Origin of the sequence: Pseudomonas sp. LS_2 (assembly GCF_042709235.1) — a bacterium.
Taxonomy (GTDB): domain Bacteria; phylum Pseudomonadota; class Gammaproteobacteria; order Pseudomonadales; family Pseudomonadaceae; genus Aquipseudomonas.
The window spans coordinates 39,059-63,107 of sequence record NZ_JAVAYC010000013.1 but is presented as its reverse complement, the minus strand read 5'-3'; the positions used below and the strand labels follow the sequence as shown (position 1 = coordinate 63,107).

Here is a 24,049-nt window from a genome sequence, read left to right as displayed (position 1 = left end):
TGGCTGATTGTTAGCTCTGACTCAGGTCTCGAACAGCCTCTAACGAGGCGTTTCCTCGGTTTTCTGGATAGCTGCGAACTCTTCCTCGGGCGTGCCGGACACCAGGTGGTGACGGCTGTACAACGCAAAGTAGGCAATGAACAGAGCATAGATGGCCGCCGTGCCCAGCATCACTTTCGGGTCGACCAGAAAGCCTGCGACCAGGGCCACTGCGGCCAGCACCAAGGCGAACGACGACGTGGCGATGCCACCCGGCGTGCGATACGGACGCTGCATGTCCGGGCGGCGGATACGCAGGGCGATATGCGCCGCCATCATCAGCACGTAGGACAAGGTCGCGCCGAATACCACCACCAGGATCAGCAGGTCGCCCTGCCCCGTCAGCGACAGGCCGAAACCGATGATGCCCGGCACCACCAGAGCATGCACCGGCGCCTTGTTGCGGTTGGTGACCGACAGTTTGCGCGGCAGGTAGCCGGCCCGCGACAAGGCGAAGATCTGCCGCGAATAGGCATAGATCACCGAGAAGAAGCTGGCAATCAGACCGGCCAGGCCCACCAGGTTGACGAACTGGCTCATCCAGCTCGAGCCGCCATAAACCGCTTCCAGCGCCGCTACCAGCGGGTTGCCGGAATCCATCAGCGCCTTGGCGCCCGCCGCCCCCGGCCCTACCAGCAGAATCAACGCAGCGAAGACCAGCAGCACCAGCATCGAGCCGATCAAGCCGCGTGGTAGATCGCGGGTGGGGTTCTTGGTTTCCTCGGCAGCCAGGGCGACACCTTCTACGGCGAGGAACAGCCACATCGCGTAGGGAATCGCCGCCCAGATGCCGACATAGCCAAAGGGCAGGAAGCTGCTGGCGCCCTTGGCTTCGCTCACCGGAATATCGAACAGGTGGGCGACCTCGACATGCGGGACCATCACCACGATGAACAGGCCAAGGGCGATGGCCGCCACCGCCGTGATGACGAACATCACCTTCAATGCCTCGCCCGCACCGAGCACATGGATACCGATGAACACCGTATAGAACGCCAGGTACACCGGCCAGCCGCCCACCCCGAACAGCGACTGGCAATAGGCGCCGATGAACACCGCGATCGCAGCCGGCGCGATGGCGTACTCCAGCAGGATCGCCGCCCCCGCGAAGAACCCGCCCCAAGGCCCGAAGGCCGTGCGCACGAAGCCGTAGCCGCCACCGGCGGTGGGAATCATCGACGACAGCTCGGCCATGGAGAAGCACATGCACAGGTACATGGCGGCCATCAGCAAGGTGGCGAGGAACATCCCGCCCCACCCGCCTTGGGCCAGGCCGAAGTTCCAGCCGGCGAAGTCGCCCGAGATGACATAGGCGACACCCAGGCCAATCAACAGCACCCATCCTGCGGCGCCTTGTTTCAGCTGTCGGTTCTGGAAGTATTGCGCATCGACACTCTCCGTCTCGACGCTCTGCGTCTGCACACCTGGCGTGAAGTTGGCTGCGTGTTCTTTTTGTATGGACATGAGCGAGGTCCTCGTTATCTACAGCGTGGGCGAATGAGGGAGCGGCTAGGGCATTACTCAGAAGAACCCCAACGGGTTGATGTCGTAGCTCACCAGCAGGTTCTTGGTCTGCTGGTAGTGGTCGAGCATCATCTTGTGGGTTTCACGGCCTACCCCGGACTTCTTGTAACCACCGAACGCGGCATGGGCCGGGTACAGGTGGTAGCAGTTGGTCCACACGCGGCCGGCCTTGATGCCCCGGCCCATGCGGTAGGCGCGGTTGATGTCGCGGGTCCATACGCCGGCGCCAAGGCCGAACTCGGTGTCGTTGGCAATCGCCAGGGCCTCGGCTTCGTCCTTGAAGGTGGTGACGCTGACCACCGGGCCGAAGATCTCCTCCTGGAACACGCGCATTTTGTTGTTGCCTTTGAGCAGCGTCGGCTGGATGTAGTAGCCGCTGGCGAGCGAGCCTTCGAGTTTCTCCACCTTGCCGCCAGTGAGCAGTTCGGCGCCCTCCTCCCGGGCAATGTCCATGTACGACAGGATCTTCTCGAACTGCTGCTGGGAGGCCTGGGCGCCGACCATGGTGTCGGTGTCCAGTGGGTCGCCGCGCTTGATCTGCTTTATCTTCTTCAGCACCACTTCCATGAACTGCGGGTAGATCGACTCCTGCACCAGTGCGCGCGACGGGCAGGTGCACACTTCGCCCTGGTTGAAGAACGCCAGCACCAAGCCTTCGGCGGCCTTTTCGATAAAGGCCGGCTCGGCGTTCATGATGTCCTCGAAGAAAATGTTTGGCGACTTGCCGCCCAGCTCGACGGTCGAGGGAATGATGTTCTCGGCGGCGCACTTGAGAATGTGCGAGCCCACCGGAGTGGAGCCGGTAAAGGCAATCTTGGCGATGCGCTTGCTGGTGGCCAGAGCCTCACCGGCTTCGCGGCCATAGCCTTGCACCACGTTGAGTACACCGGCGGGCAGCAGGTCGCCGATAAGGTCCATCAACACCGTGATCGACAAGGGCGTCTGCTCGGCGGGCTTCAAGATCACGCAGTTACCAGCGGCCAGTGCGGGCGCGAGTTTCCAGGCGGCCATCAGCAGCGGGAAGTTCCACGGAATGATCTGGCCGATCACACCCAGCGGCTCATGGAAGTGATAGGCGGCGGTGTGCTCGTTGATGTCGGCGGCGCTGCCTTCCTGGGCGCGGATGCAGCCGGCGTAGTAGCGGAAATGGTCGGCAGCCAGGGGCACGTCGGCATTCAGGGTTTCGCGAACGGCCTTGCCGTTGTCCCAGGTTTCGGCCACGGCCAGCAGCTCGAGGTTGGCTTCGATGCGGTCGGCAATGTCCAGCAGCACCCGGGCACGGTCCTGCACCGAGGTCTTGCCCCAGGCGTCGGCGGCGGCGTGGGCGGCGTCCAGGGCCAGCTCGATGTCTTCGCTGCCCGAGCGTGGGAACTCGCCAATCAGCGAGCCATCGACCGGGCTGGTATTGGTGAAGTACCGGCCGTTGACCGGCGCGACGAATTCGCCGCCGATGAAGTTGCCATAGCGCAGCTGGAGCGTGAGGACTGCATTGGGTGCACCGGGTTTTGCGTAGATCATGATGTTCTCCGTGACATTGTTCTTGTGATTGTCGAGCGCAGTACCGCTGCGTCGGTCAGAGTCGCTCGAGCACGCGCTGCAGACTGCCCAGGAATATCTCCGCGTGCTCACGCTGGAATACCAGTGGTGGGCGGATCTTCAGGGTGTTGACGTGGGGGCCGGCAGCGCCGATCAACACCTTTTCCTCGCGCAGGCCGTTGACCACCTTGGCGGCGCTCTCGGCATCGGGCGCGCCGTCCGGGGTAGTGAAGTCGACGCCCAGGTACAGCCCCATGCCGCGCACATCACCGATCACCGGGTATTGCTTGGCCAGGTGCTCGAGCCCATCGAGCATCAACCTGCCGGACGCCCGGGCGTTGGCGATGAGGTTTTCCTGCTCGATAACTTCCAGCACTGCCAAACCGACAGCGCAGGAAACCGGGTTACCGGCAAAGGTGTTGAAATAGCCGAACTGGTTGGCGAAATGCTCAAGGATCTGCGGCTTGATGGCGATACCAGCGGTGGGGTGGCCGTTGCCCATCGGCTTGCCCAGGGTGACGATATCCGGGACCAGGCCATGGCACTGGAAACCCCACATGTGCCGACCCGAGCGCCCATAGCCCGGCTGCACTTCGTCGGCTATGTACAGGCCGCCGGCCTCACGCACGGCCTCGACAGCTTCGCGCAGGAAACCCTGCGGCTCGAAGAAAGCACCATCACTGGTGAAGAACGAATCCAGCAACAGCGCCGCTGGCTTGATGCCGTGACGCCGCATGTCGGCCAGGGCCGCACGCACGTCGGCGGCAAAGCGTCGGCCGACCTCTGCGGGGTTCTGCGGGTTGTGGGTTGGCGCCGCAACCGTGCGCACGTCAGGGCTCGCGGCGATCTGCGAGAACTGCGAGGAAGACAACTCGGCAATACTGGCGGTAAGCCCGTGGTAGGCGTACTGGGTGACGATCACACCGGTACCGCCGGTGTATCCGCGGGCGATACGCACGGCCAGGTCGTTGGCTTCGCTACCGGTGCAGGTGAACGTGGCCTGGCTCAATTCGGCAGGCATGGTGCCGAGCAATTTTTCCGCAAAATCCAGGATGTTGTCGTTCAGGTAACGGGTGTGCGTGTTGAGCAGGCGAGCCTGGCGGCACAGGGCATCGACGACATGCGGATGGCAATGCCCAACCGACGGTACGTTGTTGTAGACGTCGAGGTAGCGCTGGCCGTCGACGTCGTAGACCCAGACGCCTTCACCTCGCACCAGGTGCAGCGGGTTCTGGTAGAACAATTGATAGCCTGGGCCGAGCAAACGCCGCCGACGCTCGATCATCTCGCGGGTTCGCGGCGACAGGGCGTTACTGTTTTCCTCGGAAAAAGCGTTGGTTTTCAACATGGTGACCGGCCTCGCTAGGCGTGCGAAAGAAGTACGGGAAGCGTCATCGGCATATCGGATGCTTGTTGGAAATAGTGCCGCCGGTTTCTGCGCCTGACTTGACCTTGGTGGATGGGTTGTCTGCCCTGCGGTCAACTTCCAGCGCTGGATCCAGTAATTGTTCTCTGCGGTCAGATTCACTGGCTCCAAGGTCAAGCACGTGCTCCCGCAGTCGCTCCATCCTGATTCTGACTTTTCCTCAGAACACACTCTGGAGCTGACCCATGAGCACCCCACAACAAGAAGAAATCGGCCTTCAGACCCTGCATGAAGTGGCCGCTCGCACACTCGCCGATTGCTACCCCACGCCGGTGCAAGGGCACGTCACGCTGCTGTGTCACTCCGAGAATGCGACCTACCGGGTCGATACACCGGGCGGAAAACGGTATGCCTTGCGTGTGCACAAGTTGGGTTATCACCAGAAGGCCGATATCGATAACGAACTGCACTGGCTGAACGCGCTGCAAGCCTCGGGTATTGAAGTGCCACGCCCGGTCGCAGGCCTTGATGGGCGCTATGTGCAGAGTGCCCAGGTGGGCGCCGGGAAGGAAATCAACGTGGTCCTGTTCAATTGGGTAAGCGGTGCCGAACCGACCGCCGATGTCGACGTCAGTGCCTTCATGCGGCTCGGCGCCATTACCGCGAAGCTGCACCAGCACAGCCAGCAATGGCAGCGCCCGGCCAATTTCTCGCGGATTGTCTGGGACCACCAGAGCATGGTCGGCGCCAACGGACATTGGGGAGATTGGCGAAATGCCGTCAACCTGGACAGCAGTGCATTTGGCGTGATCGAGGAAGTGTTGCAACGGGTGCAGGGCGAGCTGGCGAACTATGGCCAGGACGGGAAGCGCTACGGCTTGATTCACGCCGACCTGCGCTTGGCCAACCTGCTGGTGGACCATGAGCGTACCCACGTCATCGATTTCGATGACTGCGGCTTTGGCTGGTACCTGCATGACCTGGCGTCGGCACTGAGCTTCTACGAGCACCACGAGCGAGTCAACGAGTGGATCGAACACTGGCTGGCAGGCTACGCGGCGGTCATCCGCTTGAGTGCGCATGACATTGCAATGATTCCGACTTTTATCATCCAGCGGCGTATTCAGCTGCTGGCCTGGACCGGAACCCACGCCGAGACCCAGCAAGTGCGTAATCTGGGGGCGAACTGGGCGAAGCAGAGTGTGGAGTTGTGCAAGCGCTACTTGAAGCACGACCTTGCACAGGTGGTGACGCGCTGACGCGTCATTGGGGCTGCGTTGCAGCCCCATCTGGTTTTTAACGGACTGGCATCAAGACTTACGCCACTGCTTCGGGCTCGCCCCATGCCACCGTCGGAAAGCACGGGAAAACGCACTGGTTTCCGAATACCCCAGCAGCAGTGCAAGTTCCGAGATGGGCAGGCTGGTTCGGGTCAAGTAGTACTGGGCCAGCTCCTGGCGCACTTTCTCGACCAGGCCCGAGAAATTCAACCCCTTCTCGGCCAACCTGCGTTGCAAGCTCCAGCTGGTTATATGCAGCAGGTCGGCCACTTGCTCAAGGCTCGGCTCGCCATCGGCCAACTGCAGGCGGATCTGCGCCTGGACATCGTTGATGATGCCGTGTCCGCCTTGGCGCTCACCGCCCTGGCGGGCCAACAGACCCATGCTTTCCATGACGATGGCCAACAGGCGGCTGTCACGGTCGGGCATGGCTTTCTCCAGCGTACTTCGCCTGAACACCAGCGAATTGCAAGGCTGACCAAAGAACACCGGCGCATCGAAAGCTTTGCAGTGCTCATGCCAGGCCTCAGGCTGGGGGTGCTCGAAATGCACCCGCTCCGGCGCCCACTTCTGCCCCAGGGCGTGACGCATCAAGTTGGTGAACATGCCCATCGACAACTCGGCGTCCTGGCGCTTGCGAAAGATCGCGCCGTATTGCACCTGGTAATCGAGCCGGCACCATTCGCTGTCCACCTCCAGGCGCAGCAGGCTGCCTTGCTGATGGATGGGAAACACCTTGACCACGTTGCGCAACGCATCGCCCAGGGTGTCCGAACAGATGCCGACATAGCCGAGCATGCCGAGGCCGTCGGGCCTGAACTGGCTGCCATAGCGCAAGCCGAAATTGTCATCCTGGGTTTGCCGCGCCGCCTCTTCGAACACTGCGCAGTACTGCTTGAGGTCCAGGCTCAAGGTGGGATGCTGCAAATGCGCCGGGTTGAAACCTGCACGCCCGAAGATGCGCTCTGCATCGCCACCTTTATGCTGAATGAACTCGGTCAGGCCGGTTGCGGCCGAACTGAGCACTCCGATGGATTGAAGCTGGTCGGCGAGTTGCCGGGTAGTGGCAAGTTGCATGGCAACCTCTCATCGAGTGGCTGTTGGGGCGGGTTTCCATTGCATAGGCAGCCCATTGAATAAGTGGCCTGTCAAGGATGTCAAGCAACCCGCGCAGTGCCTGACCGCACACGACAGGTCGTTGACCCTCGAGCACAAACTAAAGCCTTTTTGCGCTTGCGTCTTGACCGCTGGGTACAAAAGCGTGTCCGGCAGTCAAGTCGAGCGTGAATGCTTGGCGGACTATCGAATTTCCCCTCATTTGATAGGAGCTGCGCAGATGTTCTCGTCGTTAGAAGGCAAGAGTGTCCTGGTCACCGGAGCCAGCACTGGCATCGGCCTTGGCATTGCCCGGCAGTTTGCCGTGCAGGGCGCCAAGGTGCTGATTACCGCTCGTGGTGCAGACAAGATCGAAGCGGTCGCCGCCGAGCTGCGTGCCGAGGGTCTGCACGTGCAGGGGCTGGCCGCCGACGTGTCGGACTCCGCGTCCGTGGTGGCGATGATCAACACTGTGCAAGAGCTGCATGGCGGCCTGGATGTGCTGTGCTGCAATGCCGGCATCTTCCCCAACTCCACCTTGGAGAACCTGACCGAAGCCGACTGGGACCGGGTATTGGCCACCAACGCCAAAGGCACGTTCCTCAGCGTGCAAGCCGCCCTGCCCCTGCTGCGCAGCGCCGAATACGGGCGGGTGATCCTCACGTCCTCGATCACCGGCCCTGTGACTGGCTCGCCCGGCTGGGTCCACTACGGCGCGAGCAAGGCGGCGCAGCTGGGCTTTATGCGCACCGCTGCCATCGAATTGGCCAAGGACGGCATCACCGTCAATGCGGTACTGCCCGGCAACATCGTCACCGCCGGTTTCCTGGACGTGGATGCCGAGTACCAGGCGGGCGTGGCGGCCTCCATTCCGGCCAAGCGCCTGGGCACACCCGAAGACGTCGCCAGCGCCGTGCTGTTCTTTGCCAGCCGCGAAGCCGGCTACATCACCGGGCAGAGCCTGATTATCGACGGCGGGCAGGTGCTGCCTGAGTCACTGCAATCGCTGGATTAAACCTGCGGAGGGTTCGCGTGGGTTGGTCGGTTGGCACAAACAAGCCGAGGTGATCGCCATGGCCAACGACACCGAGTTGGGCCTGGCGTCGTACTTCTATGCCGTGACTTGGGGCGGGTGTTCCGGGTGGCGTAACCTATGCTTGCCCGCGAAGGGCCGCAATGCGGCCCCCACTCGATTAATCTGACTGGCATTCATCCAGCGCCCCTCACGCTGGAAACACGAACCGGTTCAAGTTCACGCAACTCACCGCCCTCCTTCCCCAGACGCTTCAGATAGGTCGCGGCATCCAACAATTGGTAGGGGAAATAGAGCCCGGCAACAGGTAGCGGTTGCCCATCCAGGCCGATCAAGCGTTCCAGCAGCATCGCGATGCTCAGGCCCGTCAACGCTGCGGCCCCCGCCGGGTGAATCAGCGCATGACGGCTCGCCATGGGTTCGCCGTTGGCACCTTCACCCGCTAACTCGATCAGGATTTCGGTCGACATCGGCAAGCCGCTGCGGCGCGTCGAGCTCACGGCGATGGCCATGTTGAACTGCACATTTTCGGAGTCTGTCGCAGCGGCCAGGCCGGTCACATCGATGGACGAGAACCCGTTGGCGTCGATCTCGGTGCCATCCACTGCACAAAAACTGACCTTGGCCTCCTCGCCTTCACGCCAGATGAATGCATTGTCTTGTCGAGTGAGCGCGGCTGGCAGCATTTTATTGAGGTGCTCGAAGTCGGTGGCAACGGTGGGGCCGCCGGTGTCCTGGTCATCGACCAGCGCGTGGATGCGGATGTCGTGGACCTTGCGATAGGCCTTGGCGATATGCAGCGTGGCTACGGTGGTCGCGCCCACCATCCACTCATAGCCGAGCACGATGGCGGAGCGGTTGGGCTTGTGCATGTACTGCGCGATTTGCGGGGCGATCTCGAACACGCCGGAGGAAATGCTCAGGTGCGGTATGCCACGCGCCTGGCTGAAGCGCAGGCTGGCGAGCGTGTGGTCCATGTAGAGCACCAGGACGGCGCTGACGGGCTGGTCGCCGAGACCCAGGTCATCGGCGGAGGTATCGATCACTACGCCTTGCGCGTTACCGACTTCCTCGGCGGCCTTGTGGGCCTTGTCAATGTCGCGACTGGCGAGCAGCAGCGGGATGTCGGGGTGGGCGGCGCGCAGAGCGGTGATCGTGCGGTGGCCTATGGCGCCGGTGCCGCCCAATAGCAGAATTGGGGCTTGGGACATGGTAAGGACTCCTGAGCTTTTGGCTGAGTACCTACCATTAGTAGATAAGCGGGTGGAGGGGTTCAGTCTATTTGCTGATCATGGGTGCAATGGCATCGGCTTTCGACAAGGTGTATTGAACACCTCGCCAAGCCTCACTCGAGGTCCGAGCTTGCTTCACTCGCTGTCTGCGCGGCCAACTTCTCCCGATCGGCCTTGCTGATGTACTTGGGTTTATTACTGCGCGGCGCCAGCTTGGCGCTGGCTTTCTTGGCATGGGCCTTGAGCAGTTGCTTGATCTTTTTCTGGCGGTTCATGGTTCACGCTGATGGGGTCGAGGTGCGCATAGCATACCGTGACGCAACATCTATCGCTGAACCAGAATGGCAATAGGCAGAAATAGAGGCTGCTTCTTGGCGACTGTTGTCACGGGACAGGCCCATCTATTCCCTTTTTGCTTTTCAGTCGCCCTTTCTCCATTTAAATTACCATGCTCTTCTCATAGACAACGCCAGATTGCTCCCTAAAAGCGTAAACACTTTCAAACTGAAATGAAAGGACAAAACGCGACTGGCAACGTGACGCGAAGGTTTCCATGAAAAACTTTATTTCATCCCACATCCTTTCAATCCCGCTAGCACGACAATCAAATACCCCTATCACCCCCACTGACCAACTCACCTCCCAATTTTCAGCCGTCAAATCACATATTGATTCTAGCCTATCAAAGTTAAAAGTACCTGTAAGCTCTGGAAACACCCCTTCCACCGACGTATTTTTAACTTCAAAGGAGGAAGCTCTACCCGCCAAAATCTCGCCAACCATCTCGAGCGACGCGCCTTCCTCGATCTCTAAAAACATAGTAATTTTCATAATTTCCCCTCAATAAGAATTTTAACGTCCCCTTTCATCAAAAATAGCCTCTTCAAGCCCTCAACTGGCGTGGCTCTCAATTGACTTATAACAGCATCCACACTCAATGGAGAATCTGCCAAGTTCACTACAATATTATCTGCTTGCTTACCAACCTTATAGCTGACCGTTTTCAATACTGAAATAGCACTTGAAGAAGTTGGAGCATACACATCTGCGGCCACCCCATTGATTCGTAAATCAGGACTCGCTGCACCTTTGACTTGCGGCAATTGCTCAACATCAAAACCAGCTTTCGCAAGCGCTTCCGCAGACTCGTTCTGCCGCTGGAAAGATCTCACCATATCAGGAGAAGCATTCGGTGGAGGTACTTCAGGTTCTCCCTTCAGCGATCCTGTCTTCGGTAGACCACTTACAGAAGTCTCCCAATCTGTGATAGCGCTAGATGAATTACTGTTTTTGCCAACATTAGCCCCACCCCGAACAGCCTTGGCCTCCATGAAGCGCTCGACAGCGGCCTGTACCCTAGCCGAGTTCAACTCAGCTCCAGCACCGCCTGCGACCGAAGCGGGGATCACCAAGGCTGCAACACTCGTCGCAATCTCCCACTGATCAGTTACTTTGGCAAGATTCGTCAGGTCGCGCAGCGCGCGCTCGGTCAGCATGTCCTTGAACTGCGTGCATGTCGGGGTTTGGCAATTAAGTTCCTTGAGTGCCGTCAATCCTCCCTGAATCTGGTTCAACAGCGACTTTGCAAAAGCACCACTGACCGCATCCTTAGACCAATCGGAGACCTCATCGCTTACCTGCTGGTACTTCCCTCCCACCCATTGCTTCTGCTCACACGCTTCGTCCATGCCGCAAGCTTTCATGTCCTCCACGAAATCGCGCATGTCGCTATGGTTGAGGTTGTTGTACTGGGTCGCATTGCCAGCCACCCATGAACCCGCTTGCAAGCTCCCTGCGTCATCACCTGCCACGGCTGCCGCAGCAATGACGCCCAGCAGTTGGGACGACATCAGCATAAGGTGATCACGACGTTCTGGATCGATATTGGTCGCCATTCGACGTAGCTGATTGGCAAATGTCTCATTGACACCTGCGGCCATTGCACCGACCGCAAAGTCGCTGCCAGAAGCCTCGGCAATCATGCCGCCTACCAACGCATGCAACGCGATCTTTTCTGGGCTCCCGGTCTTCAAGCCAAGGTTGCCTACTTGGTCGAAGGAATAAGCTGCCAGCGTGTTGTAGATCGCTGATTGAAGTATTCCTGAAAGCTTCACATCTCGACCGAACGCTTTGGCGATCGCTGCCGCCGCCGTATTGTTGATCAGTTGTTGGCCGGCGAAGCGACTGACAGCCTCAATCGACCCCAAGTCGATGACGACGTTTCCGTTGACCACCTTGGTCATAGTCATGTCGCCCAAGTAGTTCTGCGCCACATTCGCCGTAATGGCAGCAATCGCAGCGTTGGTCAGCCCCTCCTTGCTGGTGACAGCTTTAATTCCCGCACCCAAGTCACCCTTATTGTTGATGGTGGCAACTGTTCCGGTGGTGGCAAGACTTGAGGCGCCTGCCAATGCCCAACCACCCAGGCCAGCGCCAGCCGGGCCTAGTAGCACGGTCATCAGGATCGCAACGATCATCTGTGCCGCAGGCCCCAGGCTGGAGTTCGAATACTTGAAGCTGGTGTGGATTTCTTGAACTTGCCGCCAGTCGATTTCGCCGTTCGCTTCCAAGTCTTGCAGCCAGGCCAGTTTGGGGTCAGCTGCAACCATGGCATCGATTGATTCGCGCACGGTCTGCTGGTTGACCTGCGTGACATCAACGCGAATCTTGCCGACCGCGTTGATGACCAAGTCACCCTGCGCGGTCAGCTCGCTCTGTCGCAAGGTCTCATCGGTACGACCCTTACCGCTCATGCTGGTCCAGGCAGCGCTGGATTTGCTCTTCTCGTGGCTCTCCTGATGCAGGTCCTTCACGCCCTCGAAGGTGATGCCCCCACCGCTATCGATCACCAGGTCATTGCCACTGGTCAACTTGGCCACCTGGAAGCGCTGGTTCCCACCGCTCTCCAAGATCAGGTCGTCCCCAGTGGTGATCTCGCTACCGACGTGCCGTACATCGGTCACTTCATCCCGCTTGGTCTTCTTGCTACCAAAACTCCCTTTGCTCTTCTTGTCGTACAGCGAATAGTCACTGTCGGTCTCAGCCAGCAGTTCGAGCTGTTCACCGGCATACAGGTAAGCCTCGCCACCCGCGCTGATACGGCTGGAGATCATGGTCAGGTTCTCACCCGCCATCATCGAGACGTCGCCACCGGCATTCAGACTGGTGGCTACTTGGCGAACGTGGTCTTCCTGGCGAGTCACCGTCTTAGTGCGGCTGTAGCTATGGGTTTCGTCACTGTCCGAAGCCAGCACGATGTCGCCGGTGGCGCTCATGGCGACATCGCGGCCAACATCGATGCTGCTGGCGACCGCCGTAATATCGCGCCCTGCGCCAATGCTCACATCACGCCCTGCTTCCACTACGGCGCCATGCTGCTGCACCGTACTGCCATGCAACTTGGCGCCGTCGACGCTTTCACGTTGCTCCACGGCCACGATGTTGACGTCACGGCCAGCGTCGATCTTCAGATCCCCTGCACTCTTGACCACGCCGCCGATGTTCGAGACATCCTGGCCCGCGCGAATACTCAGGCTGTTGGACGCCTCGATACGCGCCGCGCTGTCGAGGTAGTCGAACTGGTTGCTCACCCCGCCGTAGCTCATGGTGTGGCGGGTCTGGTCACGCTGGTTGACGACGTCGCCCAGAATGGCCGTGAGGCTGACGTCACGCCCGGCGATCACGCCGCCTGCGCTGTTGAGCAGGCTGTCGCCCGCCAGCAGGTCCAGGCGCCCACCGGCTTGGATCAAGCCGCCGTTGACCAGGTTTTGCCCGGCGGTGACGGTGAGGTTCTGAGTGGCCTTCAGGGTGCCGGCGTTGGCCAGGTTCTCACCGGCGATCAACGTCACGTCCTGACCGGCGATCAACGCCCCGTTGGGGGCCAGGCGGTTATCGGCGTGAGCCAGGTACAGCACTGGCACCAGCACCTCTTCGCCGTTCACCACGTGGGTTTCCATCCACACGATGTCATGGGTCAAGGCGGCGACCTGGGCAGCGGTGAGGCCTACGCCGAGGTTCAGGTTCAGCGCGTCCTTGCTGCGGATAGCGTTGTCCATCAGGTACTTGAACAACTGTTCGCCGGAGGTCTGGCCGTCGATGAACTGCTGCCCGGTGCGGGCCACCACCGCCTGCTGGATCAGGCGCTGCTCGTAGAGGCCATCGCCCAGGCGCTTCCAGCTTTGCTCGGGGTCGTAGCCGAGGTGGCCGAGCAGGTAGTCGGAGCTCATGAACTGCTTCAAGTCGGTGAGCGCCGGGTTGGTTTCGATCAGGTACTTGTGGGGTTTGCCCAGGTAGGCGTTGCTGGGGATCGGGGTGATGCCCGGGATCGCCAGCTCACTGCCTTCGGGGCCGCCATGGCGTTGCGGCATGGATGCATCTACGACCGGGCCACCTGGGGCGTATACGCCGATGGCGCTGGCGTCGCCGGTGAGTGGGCCGCCCTGGTGGGTGATGCGTTCGATCTGCTGGTTGCCAAGGGCCGTGGCACTGGCGTCGGTTGCTTGCAAGGCACTGGACGGTGTGCCGGGCGTGACGACGTCGCGGATTTGCGTGGCGACGCTGGCGTTCGCCAGGTTCCACTCCTGGGTACTGCCATTGGCGCTGCTGTTGCCCTGCCCGCTCAGGCGGAACAGGCCGTTCTGGCCGGTGGGCAGGGTGAAGCTGCCCAAGGCCAGAGGGTTGACCTGTTGGCGTGCGAGGTCGGGTGGGAGTTGGGCGTGGAGGGTGATGACCGCGCTGTTGGAGGCGCTGGGCAACCCTGGGTTGAACGACTTGCCGCTGGGGCCGCTGACGGGGAGACCTTGCCGGATGACACTGTTCGTCAGGTGTTTTGCGGCATTGATCTGAACCGTTCCACCTGCCTGAACGACTGCGTTCGCAGAGCCCGCCTGCCCGGTGCCACTGATTACACGCTGGTCGAAGAACGAGGGAGTGCCGATCTGCGAAGGTAGTGCGGTTCTAACATCGGGGTTGTAGCTTGGCGCAACGGAAAGGAAGTCAAGCTGGTAAAAATAGACCGAATACCTTAACCAGCCGTATCCAAACATCGCATTTCGGTCGGCGGATCCGCCCATCGGCAAGCTTGCGGTAATAGTGGACTCATTCCATTGCGTGTCCCATACATCCAGGCTTCCTGTCATTGAGCCTTTATGGTTCAGCAACAGCGAATAGTCACGGTTATTTGCCGCGTTGTATTGAGTAATCGCCAGCCAAAAACTAGCGGCGCTATCAGCACGTATTGCCGGCAGAGCAAACGAGCTGAGGACTGTGTAGGTGCCAAGGGTTGAACCTTGATTACTGAAGTTTTGCAGATTGGCTGTGAGGTTGCGCTGCGCGGTGATGACCGAGTTGGAGTTGACCAAATCGCCGCCATTGATCAACAAATCGCGGCCTGTGGTGATAACTCCAGCTGGCGAGTCTTCCTTGAGCTTTGACTCGTAATATTCCTTCAGGACAAGATGACCTGAAGTTTGACCGGTCTGACGCAAGCCAATCGCGCTGGATACCAACCCACCCGGCGCATCGAACACGTCCTTGCGATTGGTGATCGTCTGGGCGCGGAGGTACATATCTCCAGCACTTTCCAAGCTACCCGAAACGTTCTCCAGACTCCCCGCCCAACTTCCCGCCGCATCCCGCGCAACCGTCAGCCCACCGAGGCTATAAACATCCCCATAGAAGTTGCTCAGCGCACCGGTATACAGCTGCATATCACCGCCACTGAACAGTAACCCATGGTCGTTACGCAGGTTGCTGGTAGTCACGCGCACCAACTGGTTTCCACCCAAGGTGCTGTAGTTGTTCAAGGTGCCGGCATTGACGATCAGATCCCCGGCCGCACTCAGCCGCCCATAATTGCTCAGCACCCCAGCGACGTTGACAGTGCTGTTGCCCACCCCGGTCATGCCGGCGTTGGCCCCCAGGCTCATCTGCGCCGCCTTCACGTCCAGGGTACCCAAGCTGGTGACACGGCCATTGCCGCTATAAGTGCCGCTCAGGTTCAGGCCCAGGTTGCCATCGCTGGCGATCAGGCCATCGTTGCTCCAGTTGACGCCATTGCCCACCAAACTGTCGAAGGCCTGCAACTGGCCCCCGGCGGTCTGGGTGAGGTGGTTGATATTCAAGGTCAGGCGCCCGGCCTGGATCACGCTGCCGTTGGTCCAGCTGTCGGCGGTAAGGGTCAGGCCACCACGGGTCAACAGGCTGCCACCGGCGCGGGTGAGGTTGGCCATGTCGATATCGAAGGTGCCGGTACCGGCATGCACCACCTTACCGCCAGCGTTTTGCAGAAGTCCGACATCGAGCTCCAGGTCGGTGTTGCCGACCTCGATCACACCGGCGCGGTTGTCGAACAGGCCGCCGATGGCGAACTGGCTCTTGCCAGCGCTGCCAAGGGCGCGCAACTGACCGCTTTGGTTGTCCAGACTGGCAGCCGAAACCGCCAGGGTGCTGGCGCTTTCGATGATGCCCAGGCGGTTGTCCAGTGCGCCGCTCAGGGCCAGTTCGATGCGCTGGGCGACCATCTCGCCACGGGCATCGCCACCGTTGAGCAGGCTTGCGGCATCGACCTTGAGCAGGCCGCTGGCCGACAGCCCACCGGCGCGGTTATCCAGCTGGCCGGTACGCAACAGGGCATCGCCGTTCAGCGCGGCGATGCGCCCACCACGATTGTCGAGACTCGCGCTCTGCAAGTGCAGACGCAGGGCCTGGAGGATACCGCCCTGCCCTGCAGCGCCGGTGTCGTTACGCAGCACGCCGGTAGTGGTAACGCTCAATGCCTGCCGGAGGCTGCTCAGGGTGCCGCCACGGTTGTCGAGGCTCGCCGCCAAGACCGTCAGCGCACCGTTTTGCGCGATGACCTTGCCGCCTTGGTTGTCCAGGTCGGCGTCGATCTCGAGGCTTAGCGCGCCTTCGGCCTGCAATGCACCGGTTCGGTTGTCCAGGCTTGCGGCCCGCAGGCTCAGGTCGCTCTGCTGGCTGTAGATCAGCCCATCGGCGCTGTTGAGCAGCGCGCCGCTGCTGGTCAGCGTCAGCACACCGCTGGCGGCCAGTGTGCCGCGTTGGCTGTTGTCGAAACTGGCTACCACGGCGGTCAACAGGCCCTGGCTGGCGATCTGGCCACCCTGGTTGTCAACCCGGCTTGCGCGTTGTAGCAGCAGGTCCTGGCCGCTAGCGAGCTTGCCCTGGCGGTTGAGCAGTTCGCCCAGCAAGTCGAGCGTCAAACCGCCCTGGGTGACCAAGCGCCCGTCGCTGTTGTCGAGCTGGGTGGCGGTGACGGCCAAGTCCTGCTTGGCGCTGATGCTACCCGCGCGGTTATTCAATGCCTGCGCGACCAGCGTCAAGCCAGCTCCGGCATCGATCAAGCCACCGTCATGGTTGGCCAGCGTGCCTGCAACGTCCAGCTGCTGCCCAGCGCTGCTGGAGAGTATGCCGCCAGCACTGTTGTCCAGGCTCGCGGCGCTGATGGAGAGGCTGTGCTGGGCCACCAGCGCGCCACCGCCGCTGTTGCGCAGTGCTTCGACGATGGTCGCCTGCAACGCACCGGCGCGGCTGGAGAGCGTGCCCTGCTCGCGGTTGTCCAGGCTCTGCGCACGAACCTCCAGGCCCTGCCAGCCGGAGATCAGGCCGCCACGGTTATCGAGCAGGCCGCCGTCGACCTCCAGTACACGTTCGCTGATAAGTTTACCGGCGCGGTTTTCCAGCTCGCTGGCGTTTACCTGCAAAGCCTGGGCGGTGGAAATTTCCCCGCCCTGGTTGGCCAGCTTGCGCAGGTTGGCCAGGGTCAGCGGGCCGGCGGTGCTGATCAACCCGGCGCCGTTGTCCAGGTCGGCGCCTTTGACATCCAAAGCGATGGCGCTACCCAGCAACGTACCGCCGTGGTTGTCCAGTCCGAGGCTGGCGAGGCTGAGTGCATCACGGGCTTCGATCAACCCGCGCTCGCGGTTGCTCAGCAGGCCGTCGGTGGCCAGGGTCAGGGTGCTGCGGCTGCTCAGGGTGCCACCGTCGTTGCTCAGCGTCGCGGTCCGAGCGTCGAGGCTTTGCGCAGCGATCAGGCCCTTGAGGTTGCCCAAGTGTTGGTTAATCCGCAGCAGCAGGGCCTGGTTGCTCAGCACGCGGCCGTCGCCGTTATCCAGGCGCTCGGCAGCGAGGGTGAAGGCCTGTGCACTGGAAATCTCACCGCCTCGGTTATCCACGCTCGCCAGGTTGTCGAGCACCAGCAATGGCGCGTTGATCAGGCCGCCACGGTTGTCCAGCAGCCCTTGGTTGAGGTTCAGGCGCAGCGAGTCATTGCTGAACAGTTGGCCGCCCTGCTGGTCGAGGCCCGTGACGTTGGCGGTCAGAGCGCCTTGGCTGCCCAGGCGACCGCCTTCTCGGTTGGTCAGTTGCGTGGCGCGGACATCCAATGTGCGGTTGCTGCTGACGCTGCCTTGGCGACTGTTATCGAATGCCCCGGTGGCGATGTTCAGTGCACCTTTGCTGGCGAGTACGCCCTGGTCGGTGTTGTCGAGGCTGGCGCTGGTCACCGTCAGGTCGCCATCGCTCAGCAACTCGCCTGCGGTATTGAGCAATACGCCTCGGGTGTTCAGTTGCAAGACACCCGCGCTGCTCATGTGTCCGCCGCTGTTGTCCAGGCTCTGCGCGCTGATGGCCAACTGGCCTTCGGCACTGATCAGACCGAGGCGGTTGAGCGCTTCACCGGCCAGAGTCAGGGTCATGCCTTGCTGGCTGGTCAGGCGGCCGCCGTCGTTGTCCAGGCTCAGGCCGTCGAGCGTCAGCCTGGTCTGGGCTTCGATGCGACCTTGGTTACGGTTGAGAACCTGCTGCACCGCCAGGGTCAGGCTGGCACCGGCGAGCAGCAGGCCCGCGTCGCTATTGTCCAGCTGCTCGCCGGTCAGGCTGACCGCCGCCTTGCCGGAAATCTCGCCACCACGGTTGTCGACCTGCTCCAGCTCCAAGGCGAGTGCGCCATTACTGCCGACCAGGCCCTGCTGGCGGTTGTCCAGCCTTGTGCCTAGCAGGCGTACCTGTCCCAGGCCGATCAGAGAACCGCCAGTGTTGAGCAACTCATCGGCTTTCACCGACAGGTCGCCTTTGCTCGACAACGTACCCTGGGCGTTGTCCAGGGTGGCAGCACGCAGTTGGCTGGTGGTATCGCCAACCAAGGTGCCCTGGCGGTTGTCCAGGCGACCGGCAATATCCAGCGACAACGGCCCACGGCTGCTGAGCAGGCCTTCGCGGTTGTCGAGGCTGGCAGCCGACAGGTCCAGGCCCTGGGCCGACACCAGGCCCTTGAGATTGGTCATGACCTGGACGACGCGCAGGGTCAGGGCCTGGTTGCTGATCAGCCGGCCTTGGCTGTTGTCCAGCTGGCTGGCGGCCAAGGTAAAGGCCTGGGCGCTAGAGATTTCACCTTGCTGGTTATCCACCTCGGCAAGGTTGCGCAGCACCAGCAGCGGCGCGTTGATCAGCCCACGGTTGACCAGATGGCCACCCGCCAGGTCGAGGGTCAGTGCGGTCTTGCTGAACAGTTGCCCACCCTGCTGGTCAAGGCCTGTGGCGCCCAAATACAAGGCGCCTTCGCTGGCGATGCGGCTACCACTTCCGTTGCGTACCTGCCCAGCCTCGATGTTCAGGCCGTCGTTACTCACCAGGCGCCCACCGTCACGGTTGTCCAGGCCGCCGGTGACCAGCTCGAGCGCCGCTTGCGCACCGATCTCGCCCTCTCGGTTATCCAGGCTGGCGCTGCGCAGGGTCATGGTGCCATCGCTGGTAAGCACGCCCGCTTGGTTGAGCAACTCGCCTTGGCTGGTCAAGGTCAAAGCGCCCGCGCCGGTCAGTTGCCCGGCGCGGTTGTCCAGGCGCTCGGCTGCGATGTCAATGTCACCTTCGCTGGTGATCAGGCCTTGGCGATTGTCCAGCCCCTGGCCCAAGAGCAGCTGCGCACCCTGCGCGCCAGCCAGGCGCCCCCCTTGGTTGTCCAGCGCCTGACCTTCGAGTTTCAGCCGGCCACTGCCCCGCACCAGGCCTTGGTTCTGGTTGATCAATTGCGCGACCGTCAGCGTCAGGTCACCTGCCGCCAGCACCCGCCCAGCGCTGTTCTGCAAGCGCAGGCCTTCGAGGAGCAACGCCTGGCTGGTGGAAAGCTCGCCACCCCGGTTGTCGACATCGTCGACGAACAGGCTCAGGCCCTGCCCGGCCCCCACCAGGCCGCCCTGGCGGTTGTCCAGGCTGGCGCCGCGCAACATCAGGTTGCCCTGGGCCATGAATTGGCCGCCGAGCTGTTCCAGACGGGTGACCTGAGCGTTCAGGTCGCCGCCGGTCGACAGCCGGCCGCTGGCGTTGTCCAAATGTTCGAGTTGCAAGTTCAGGTGACCGAGCGCGCCGAATACGCCTAGTCGGTTGAGCAGCTCGCGGCCGCTGTGGGTAAGCGCTGCCTGGCCGCTGACCACGCCTTGGTCGCGGTTGTCGAGGCTGTCCAGGGTCAGGTGCAGGTCGCCCAGGGCGTCGATGCGGCCGCCTCGGTTGTCCCAGCGCTCGCCACGCAGGGCCAGCGATGCCTTACCGGTCAGGCGCCCACCCCGGTTGTCCAGTTCGTCTGCTTCGAAGTCGACCGCGCCCTTGCCGCTGACCAGGCCTTGGGCCTGGTTGTCGAACAGGCCGTCGACCTTGGCCTGCAAGGTGCCGTCGCTGAGTAGCTTGCCTTGCCCGCTGTTGTCCAGGCTGCCGGCTTGCAAGGTCAGCGCCTTGCCGGTGGCCAGCACGCCCTGGCGATTGTCCAGCGCCTGGGTGATGGTCAGGTCCACGGCATCGCTACCGGTAACCGAACCCTGGCGGTTGTCGAGGTTTGCGGCCCGCACTTGGGTGGCGCCAGCGCTGGAGACTTCGCCTTGCTGGTTGTCGATGGCTGCGTCGGAGAGCAGCACCAGGCCCGCGTCGCTGGTCAGCACACCGCGCAGGTTGTTCACGGTGAAGGCCTTCACCTCCAGGCCATTGCCAGAGACCAGGCCATCGACGTTGTTCAGCACCTGGTCGAGACGCACGCTAAGCGCCTGTTCGCTGTATAGCTGGCCCGCGCCATTGTCGAGGCTACCTGCGGCAACGACGGCACGGCGTTGGCTGGCGATCTCGCCTGCGCGGTTGTCGAGGCTGCTGCGGCTGGTCACCGACAGTTCACCGCCGGCCAGGATGCGGCTATTGCGGTTGTCCAAGGTGTCCGCGTTCAGACGTACTTGCTGCCCGGCGCTCAGGGTGCCGCCCTGGTTGTCGAGCGTACCGGTCACCTCGACACTGAGGTCGCGCCCGGCATGCAACCGGCCGTGGGTGTCGAGACTGGCGGCCTTGACCTGTACGTCGCCCGCCGCGCTGGCATGGCCGATACGCAGTTGGCCATTGGCATCGAGCTGGAGATCACCAGCACTGGCGGCCAACTGGCCATCCAGGCGCACACCAACGCCTGCTTCGGTGCCGACCAGCCGGATCGCCCCGGCATACATGCCGCCCAAGGCGCTGGAGTCGATGGCCAGGGTCGGTGTGTCGTTGCCTGCACCTGCGCGCGGCGTGGCGGCCAGGGTGCTGGCGTCGACGTCGTTGCGCCCGGCGATGATCGTCAGGTTGCGCGCGTGGATCTCGGCGTTGACCTTGGCGCTGCGGGTGATGATCTCGAAGCGGTCGACATTGTTGGCGTTGAGCCCTGCCCCTTCGATGGCCACGCTGCCCTGCTCGACCTGCAAATGCGTGAGCTGGCCGTTCTGGATAACAGGTTTCCCGGTACTCAAGGTCACCTGCGGGGTATTGATGAAGCCGCAGCCGTCACAGGTGATACCATGCGAGTTGGCGACGATCACCCGCGCCGCCTGACCGGCCACCTCGGTATAGCCGCGTAGATGGCTGGGGTTGCTGCCGTTGACTTCGTTGAGGATGGTGCTGGCGGCGACGCCTTGCAGGTTCTGGTTGCCGAGGATGATCCCGCCCAGTTGGGTCTGGACGGTGCGGTCGGTGGCGTTGTTGAGGATCAGCCCCTGCTGGCCGACGTTGTAGTCGCTGAATTTGTTGTGCGACAAACCACTGCCGTTGGGTGCCGCGATATTGACGATCGGCACGCCGTTGCCTGCCTGGCCAAGCCCGGTACCCGGCGCGCTGACCACGACGCCGTCGGCGGCCTGGGCCCACAGCGGCTGCCAGAACATGACGTTGGCCAGCAGGAACGCCAGCCCGCGCTTGGGCATGCCGCAGAACTGCGTGCGCGGCTGCAGGTGTGCGGAAGGTTGGCGAGCCAGGAAGGCGAACAGACGAACGTCCACGTCGAATCTCACAGGTCAATCAGTGGGTCAGATGAAGAAATCCAGCCGGAAATACACCGGGCGCTCTTTGTCGGGCAGCGCGTCGGGGCGTTCCAGGCTGTGGGCGAAGGTCACGCTGGCGGCCAGGTGGCGGCCGCGGGCGAACAGCTCCACGGCGTGGCTGCTGGCGCGGCCGTGGCGGTCGCCGTTGTAGCGGTCGTTGCGGATCACGCCCAGGTCGTAGCCAAGGCCCAGGCCATATTCGGCAACCATCGGCTGCAACACCGGCCAGGTCACCGGGCGGGTCCAGCGCAAGTCGCTACGCCAATAGCCGCCGCTGTCGCCGGACAGCGACTGGTCCTTCAAGCCACGTAGCGACGACAACCCGCCCAGGCTGATGCGCTGTGGGTTGAACAGCACATCCTCGCTGCGCTGGCCGGTGGCCAAGCTGCTGAAACTCAGGTTTTCGCCCAGCAATTGAAAACTCTGCACATAGCTGAGCGTGACGGTGTATTTGCGATAACGCGCCACGGGCTCGCCAGGACGTGGGTGGCCGTTGTCCTGGGCGTCGAAGGCGCCGATGCCGTGTTGGCTGCCCAGGTCGAGGTTGACGAAGGCGTTGCCCAGGCGACGGCCATGGTTGAAGCCGAACTGCGCTTCGCTCAGGCGGTTGCTGCTGCCGTCCAGGCGGCTGTCCTCGATGTAGTTGTTGGTGCGCAGGTGGGCCACGCCGGTACTGAGCGAGGTCTTGCTGTTGGCGTCGCGGTGCACCACGCGCTCGGCGCGCAGCTGGTGGTTCTGGCTGTCGCCGGTCTGCTTGAAATCGAAACCACTGGCCTCGGCCAGGGCGCGGTACTCGCTTTCGCTGTAGCTGTAGCTGAAGTTCCACCAACCCCAGGGCAGGTTGTAATACAGCACGCCGTTGTTCGAGCCTTGGGTGTGGTCGCTGACCACATCGTGGCCACCACGCAGCACCAACTGGTCGGCCAGGCCCAGCGGGCTGTCCCACTCCAGGCCAATGCCCATCTGCTGCTCGCCGGTACTGCGCTGGCCGTCGTTGTTGCGGGTCAGCGACGCGCGCCAGGGCTTTTGCGCCTGGTTGCGCACCCGCACCTGGCTGCCACCCACGGCCTGGCCGGGAGTCAGCTCCATTTGTGCTTTGTTCGACGGCAGGCGGTTGAGCTGGTCGACCATCTGCTCGATCTCGCGCAGGTCGACCACCTGGCCCGAGTGGCCGGGAAACGCCATGGCCAGTTCGCGCTCGGACAGACCGCTGTCCGGGTCAGGCAACAAGCCTTCCAGGCGCCCTTCCACGACCAGCACTTGCAGATGGCCGCCGGAGAGGTCCTGCTGCGGCAGGTAGGCACGGCTGGTCACCAGGCCACGGTCGAGGTAGTGATCGGTGATGGCTTTGAGCAAGGCGTTGAGCTGGGTCACGCCCAGGCATTGACCGATGAAGGGCTGCAACACACGCTCGCGCTCGGTCTCAGAGAGGCTGTCGGCGCCCTTGAGTTCGATGGTGCGGATGGTGAAGCAGCGGGTATCTTCCGGCGTCGGCTGGGTCGGTGCGGGGGCTGCTTGGCCGGGTAAGTTGCGCAGTTCCTCTAGACGCCGTTGCTGCTCTTGCAAGAGGCGGTCTTGGCGGTCACGAATCAGATCCTGGTCGCCAGGAGATGCGGCCCAGACTGGCGTGGTCCAGAGCATGGCGCACAGTGTGTGGGATACCAGCTTTTTGACGTGGTGAAGCGGTGGCGCCATCATCCGATCCTTGGAAACCAGAAAAACAGCGCGCGATATTATTTAGACATCATAATGGCGTCAATTTGCCATCATTGGTTAATTTCTCAAGCTTTTGCCGATATCGGCTGAAAGGCCTGCACTAGAGCCATTGCCTTTTATCGGTTTTTTTCATGGCGCACCCGTCAGGACGCTGAACTACAGTCAATGGCAATGCCCGCGACCCCGACTATTGGGACTTTCACTACTTCGCCTTCACCCTCAGCGTGGCCGTGCAGACCTCGGACGTGGGTGTCGGCGGGCGTGCCATGCGCCGGGTGGTGCTGGCCCATTCGCTGGTAGGGTTCGTGCTCAACACGGCGATACTTGGCTTCACCATCAACATTGCCGCCGGGGTGCTCGGCTGAAGCGCTGGACGCTCAAGCCGCCCCGGGAGCGGCAAGGTTGCGATACTGGCCTTTGAAATACAGCAAGGGCTGGGTACCGGGTGCTTCCTGCACGTTCAGCGCCTTCACTTCACCGATCACGATCACATGATCGCCTGCGGCGTGTTCCGCGTGGATTTCACAATCCAGCCAGTGCAGGCTACCGGCAATCACCGGGTTACCCAGCGGCGAGTCCTGCCATTCGACGCCATGCCATTTAGCGGTGCCCCGCCGGGCGAACTGGTTGGAAATGCCAACCTGCTCGCCCGAGAGGATATTGACCGCGAACCTACCGGCCTGGCGAATCTTCGGGTAGCTGGCCGAGCTGGCCATGACGCTGAACGATACCAACGGCGGGCTCATCGACACGCTGTAGAACGACTGGCAGGTAAAGCCCAGCAGTTCGCCATCGAGGTGCGATGTGATCACCGTGATACCGGATGCATAGTGCCCAAGCGCCTCACGAAAGCTCAGCGGCTCGATGGCGGTGCTGGGAACTGACAT

12 protein-coding genes and 2 pseudogenes are annotated in these 24,049 nt (G+C 62.0%); 4 read left to right on the top strand and 10 right to left on the bottom strand.

The genetic code is table 11. The features are described 5' to 3' along the window. Window positions 1-39 precede the first annotated feature (39 nt). The 3 genes from eat to RAC97_RS13995 form a co-directional block, all read right to left on the bottom strand. Window positions 40-1,497 (bottom strand): ethanolamine permease, encoded by a 1,458-nt coding sequence (gene eat, locus RAC97_RS14005; protein ID WP_375099137.1) that lies wholly within the window; start codon window positions 1,495-1,497, stop codon window positions 40-42. Window positions 1,498-1,560: 63 nt separating this feature from the next. Beyond that, window positions 1,561-3,081: an aldehyde dehydrogenase family protein gene (locus RAC97_RS14000; protein ID WP_375099065.1), complete on the bottom strand. Its 1,521-nt coding sequence runs from the start codon at window positions 3,079-3,081 to the stop codon at window positions 1,561-1,563. Between the two features lie 55 nt (window positions 3,082-3,136). Continuing rightward, window positions 3,137-4,447: an aspartate aminotransferase family protein gene (locus tag RAC97_RS13995; RefSeq protein WP_375099064.1), complete on the bottom strand. Its 1,311-nt coding sequence runs from the start codon at window positions 4,445-4,447 to the stop codon at window positions 3,137-3,139. Window positions 4,448-4,710: 263 nt separating this feature from the next. Between RAC97_RS13995 and RAC97_RS13990 the strand changes: the two genes are divergently transcribed. Continuing rightward, window positions 4,711-5,724 carry a phosphotransferase enzyme family protein gene (locus RAC97_RS13990; protein ID WP_375099063.1) on the top strand — a complete coding sequence of 338 codons (1,014 nt, stop codon included), beginning with the start codon at window positions 4,711-4,713 and terminating at the stop codon, window positions 5,722-5,724. A gap of 51 nt (window positions 5,725-5,775) precedes the next feature. On the opposite strand, the gene RAC97_RS13985 is transcribed toward RAC97_RS13990, so the two are convergent. Then, complete coding sequence (locus tag RAC97_RS13985; protein WP_375099062.1) at window positions 5,776-6,822, bottom strand: AraC family transcriptional regulator; 1,047 nt, start codon at window positions 6,820-6,822, stop codon at window positions 5,776-5,778. Between the two features lie 259 nt (window positions 6,823-7,081). Here RAC97_RS13985 and fabG point away from each other — a divergent pair, with 259 nt between their 5' ends. Continuing rightward, window positions 7,082-7,855: a 3-oxoacyl-ACP reductase FabG gene (gene fabG, locus RAC97_RS13980; RefSeq protein WP_375099061.1), complete on the top strand. Its 774-nt coding sequence runs from the start codon at window positions 7,082-7,084 to the stop codon at window positions 7,853-7,855. Window positions 7,856-7,895: 40 nt separating this feature from the next. Further along, window positions 7,896-7,987 (top strand): annotated as a pseudogene (locus RAC97_RS13975) (hypothetical protein); the annotation flags it as partial. Window positions 7,988-8,049: 62 nt separating this feature from the next. On the opposite strand, the gene RAC97_RS13970 reads toward RAC97_RS13975, so the two are convergent. The 5 genes from RAC97_RS13970 to RAC97_RS13950 form a co-directional block, all read right to left on the bottom strand. Continuing rightward, a complete protein-coding gene (locus tag RAC97_RS13970) occupies window positions 8,050-9,084 on the bottom strand; it encodes an NAD(P)-dependent oxidoreductase (protein WP_375099060.1) in 1,035 nt (344 codons plus the stop codon). A 134-nt stretch (window positions 9,085-9,218) separates the two neighbouring features. Beyond that, complete coding sequence (locus tag RAC97_RS13965) at window positions 9,219-9,380, bottom strand: DUF2986 domain-containing protein (RefSeq protein WP_375099059.1); 162 nt, start codon at window positions 9,378-9,380, stop codon at window positions 9,219-9,221. Between the two features lie 163 nt (window positions 9,381-9,543). After that, window positions 9,544-9,936, bottom strand: coding sequence for a hypothetical protein (locus RAC97_RS13960; protein ID WP_375099058.1), 393 nt, complete (start codon window positions 9,934-9,936; stop codon window positions 9,544-9,546). Then, window positions 9,933-21,404 carry a filamentous hemagglutinin N-terminal domain-containing protein gene (locus RAC97_RS13955; RefSeq protein WP_375099057.1) on the bottom strand — a complete coding sequence of 3,824 codons (11,472 nt, stop codon included), beginning with the start codon at window positions 21,402-21,404 and terminating at the stop codon, window positions 9,933-9,935. Before RAC97_RS13955 ends, RAC97_RS13960 begins: the two co-directional genes overlap by 4 nt. A 27-nt stretch (window positions 21,405-21,431) precedes the next feature. After that, on the bottom strand, window positions 21,432-23,141 hold the full coding sequence (locus tag RAC97_RS13950) for a ShlB/FhaC/HecB family hemolysin secretion/activation protein (protein WP_375099056.1): 1,710 nt from the start codon (window positions 23,139-23,141) through the stop codon (window positions 21,432-21,434). A gap of 197 nt (window positions 23,142-23,338) precedes the next feature. Here RAC97_RS13950 and RAC97_RS13945 point away from each other — a divergent pair. Then, a pseudogene (locus tag RAC97_RS13945) lies at window positions 23,339-23,527 on the top strand (DUF1345 domain-containing protein); the annotation flags it as partial. 12 nt (window positions 23,528-23,539) lie between these two features. Here RAC97_RS13945 and RAC97_RS13940 read toward each other — a convergent pair. Beyond that, entirely contained in the window at window positions 23,540-24,049 is a 510-nt protein-coding gene (locus RAC97_RS13940; protein ID WP_375099055.1) for a flavin reductase family protein, read from the bottom strand.

Coding starts and splice junctions, on each gene's coding strand:
- RAC97_RS13985 (WP_375099062.1), bottom strand. CDS start 6,822: ATGCAACTTGCCACTACCCGGCAACTCGCCGACCAGCTTCAATCCATC.
- RAC97_RS13995 (WP_375099064.1), bottom strand. CDS start 4,447: ATGTTGAAAACCAACGCTTTTTCCGAGGAAAACAGTAACGCCCTGTCG.
- fabG (WP_375099061.1), top strand. CDS start 7,082: ATGTTCTCGTCGTTAGAAGGCAAGAGTGTCCTGGTCACCGGAGCCAGC.
- RAC97_RS14000 (WP_375099065.1), bottom strand. CDS start 3,081: ATGATCTACGCAAAACCCGGTGCACCCAATGCAGTCCTCACGCTCCAG.
- RAC97_RS13950 (WP_375099056.1), bottom strand. CDS start 23,141: ATGGCGCCACCGCTTCACCACGTCAAAAAGCTGGTATCCCACACACTG.
- RAC97_RS13990 (WP_375099063.1), top strand. CDS start 4,711: ATGAGCACCCCACAACAAGAAGAAATCGGCCTTCAGACCCTGCATGAA.
- RAC97_RS13960 (WP_375099058.1), bottom strand. CDS start 9,936: ATGAAAATTACTATGTTTTTAGAGATCGAGGAAGGCGCGTCGCTCGAG.
- RAC97_RS13940 (WP_375099055.1), bottom strand. CDS start 24,049: ATGTCAGTTCCCAGCACCGCCATCGAGCCGCTGAGCTTTCGTGAGGCG.
- RAC97_RS13970 (WP_375099060.1), bottom strand. CDS start 9,084: ATGTCCCAAGCCCCAATTCTGCTATTGGGCGGCACCGGCGCCATAGGC.
- RAC97_RS13965 (WP_375099059.1), bottom strand. CDS start 9,380: ATGAACCGCCAGAAAAAGATCAAGCAACTGCTCAAGGCCCATGCCAAG.